Source organism: Butyricimonas hominis (assembly GCF_014287455.1).
Lineage (GTDB): Bacteria > Bacteroidota > Bacteroidia > Bacteroidales > Marinifilaceae > Butyricimonas > Butyricimonas muris.
Genome location: NZ_JACOOH010000026.1, coordinates 1 through 2,498 on the forward strand (window position 1 = coordinate 1; position 2,498 = coordinate 2,498).

The window sequence follows — 2,498 nt, forward strand, 5'->3', positions numbered from 1 at the left end:
ATGCGTGCGTCCAGAATGGTCGCATAGTAAATATCTCTGTGGCAAGAGATTAGAATAGGATACAATATGTTCTACTCCCAACTGAATAAGCCCCGAGCGAAAGCAAAAGGTGAAAACAGCATTTCAGTAAAACGGAATGTGCGGCTAACTGTCATGCGACACAGTTCCGTGAGGGGGAAAGACAGATATAAGGATGAAGCCTGCATTGGTTCAACGATAGTTCAGCGGCATAAGGCGTGGCGTGGGCGGAAAGGCAGTTATATCTACGCCCTCTCGTGGTACTCAATTCCAAAGCATTAGGAATATGGGCAAAAGGTATCAACCACGACGTACTTGCGATAAGCAAGAAAAGAACGAAAGTCGCATCCGACAATCTGTCGTGCCAATAGTTACTATGCGTGCTAACTGGAGATTGCCTAAATCGGGATGCCAAAAGGCTATGGGTAAAGACTCTGAATACCCGACATGGCAACGGAGCTTCCGTAGTAGTCTGAGCAAGGGAAAGCCTTGTACATGGCGAAGGGAAGCAGTTGGTAATTTTAATACAAACAACGGATAATGTGAGAGACATTATGAGAAATCCAAAGCAAGTATTAAACAATTTATGTGAACACAGCAAAGTTTCGGGCTACAGGTTCGAAAGGCTGTATCGAAATCTATTCAATGAACAGATGTTTTATGTTGCCTATCAACGTATTTACACTAAGCAAGGCAATATGACACCTGGCACTGACGGCAAGACCATTGACCAAATGAGCATTCAAAGAATAGAATCTCTTATAGCAAGTCTCAAAAACGAGACATATCAACCTAATCCGGCAAAGAGGGTATATATTCCCAAGAAGAACGGTAAAATGCGTCCGTTGGGCATACCCTCCTTTGAAGACAAACTTGTACAGGAGGTGGTAAGAATGATACTTGAAGCCATATATGAAGGGTATTTTGAATACACCTCACATGGGTTTAGACCTTTCAAAAGCTGCCACACCGCACTATCAAGCATTCAGAAAAGGTTTGTCGGGGCTAAATGGTTCATCGAGGGAGACATTAAAGGATTCTTCGACAACATAGACCATAGCGTACTGATAAGCATACTTGAAGAAAGAATAAACGATGTTCGCTTTATTCGCTTGATTAGAAAGTTCCTTAAAGCCGGATATGTAGAACACTGGCAGTTCAATCATACTTATTCGGGAACACCTCAAGGTGGAATCATCAGTCCAATACTGGCAAATATCTATCTTGACAAGTTTGATAAGTTCATGAACGAGTATGCCAAGAGGTTCGACAAGGGTAACAAGAGACGGGTAAATCCAGCCTACAACCGTATTTGCAACAAAAGAAACTCGCTGAAGCGTAAACTGAACGCCGAAACTGACGTGGAGAAAAGGAAAATCCTTATCTCGCAAATCAGAAACATGCGTACAGAAATGCAACAACTCCCGTATGGGAATGACATGGACGAACAGTACAGACGACTAAAATACGTGAGATATGCTGACGACTTCCTTATAGGGGTTATCGGCAGTAAAGCCGACTGTGAAGCGATAAAGGCAGACCTCAAAAAGTACATGCAAGAACAACTAAAACTTGAGCTGTCTGAGGAAAAGACCTTAATCACAAACGCACAGGACAAGGCAAAATTTCTCGGATATGAAATTTATGTACAACGTTCCGAAAGCAAGGTAAAGAATAGCCTCGGTAGAACGAATCGAATGTTCAACGGAAATGTAAGGCTACATGTCCCTACTGAAATTGCAAGGGAGAAACTGCTCGCTATGAATGCTATGGCAATAAAACAAGTCAATGGCAAAGAAATATGGTGGGCTGAATCCAGAGGCTTCCTAACAAGCATGAAAGAGGAGGATATCATAGCCAGATACAACCTTGAAATAAGAGGGTTCTATAACTACTATTCGATAGCCAATAACATCTCAGCTGTCGGAGGTACTTTCGGAGGTATCATGAAACGCAGTTGCATTAAAACTCTTGCACACAAACATAACAGTACCATGCGTAAAGAATGGAAACGTTATCGTGAAGGGCAGGACTTTGTTGTCCGATATATGGACAACAAGGGTCAAGAAAAGTGCAGGGTATTGTACAATGAGGGGTTCAGAAGAAAAACTGTCAATGATTTTGCAGAATGTGACCACATGCCGAATACATATTTTCTGCCGCAGGCATCGCTTGTAGAAAGGCTAAATAACGGTGTGTGCGAACTTTGCGGAAATAAAGCGCCACTGATAATGCACCATGTCAGAACACTCTGTAAACTGAAAGCAGATACGGAGTGGAATAGATTGATGCTGAAGAGAGGACGCAAGACATTGGCAGTATGCGAAAAATGCAATACACTGATTCAAAGCTATGTTTAACAGAAAATTGACATTACCAACGGAAAGCCGAATACATGGAGACATGTACGTTCGGTTTGGAGGCAGGTATGGGGAAACCTATCGCCGAAAGACGACAAGGCGTCCCATACCGAGCCTACT

Annotated in this window: 2 protein-coding genes; both read left to right on the forward strand. The window is 42.7% G+C overall.

The window, feature by feature from the left end; all coding sequences use genetic code 11:
- Positions 1 to 304: 304 nt before the first annotated feature.
- Complete coding sequence (locus H8S64_RS21920; RefSeq protein WP_137570004.1) at positions 305 to 559, forward strand: hypothetical protein; 255 nt, start codon at positions 305 to 307, stop codon at positions 557 to 559.
- A 13-nt stretch (positions 560 to 572) separates the two neighbouring features.
- The gene (locus tag H8S64_RS21925; protein ID WP_186978705.1) at positions 573 to 2,378 is read left to right on the forward strand and encodes a reverse transcriptase/maturase family protein; all 1,806 of its coding nucleotides are present in this window, start codon (positions 573 to 575) and stop codon (positions 2,376 to 2,378) included.
- Positions 2,379 to 2,498: the final 120 nt, after the last annotated feature.

Bases quoted from the DNA above. Each gene is read 5' to 3' on its own strand.
- H8S64_RS21920 (WP_137570004.1), top strand. From the start codon at position 305: ATGGGCAAAAGGTATCAACCACGACGTACTTGCGATAAGCAAGAAAAG.
- H8S64_RS21925 (WP_186978705.1), top strand. From the start codon at position 573: ATGAGAAATCCAAAGCAAGTATTAAACAATTTATGTGAACACAGCAAA.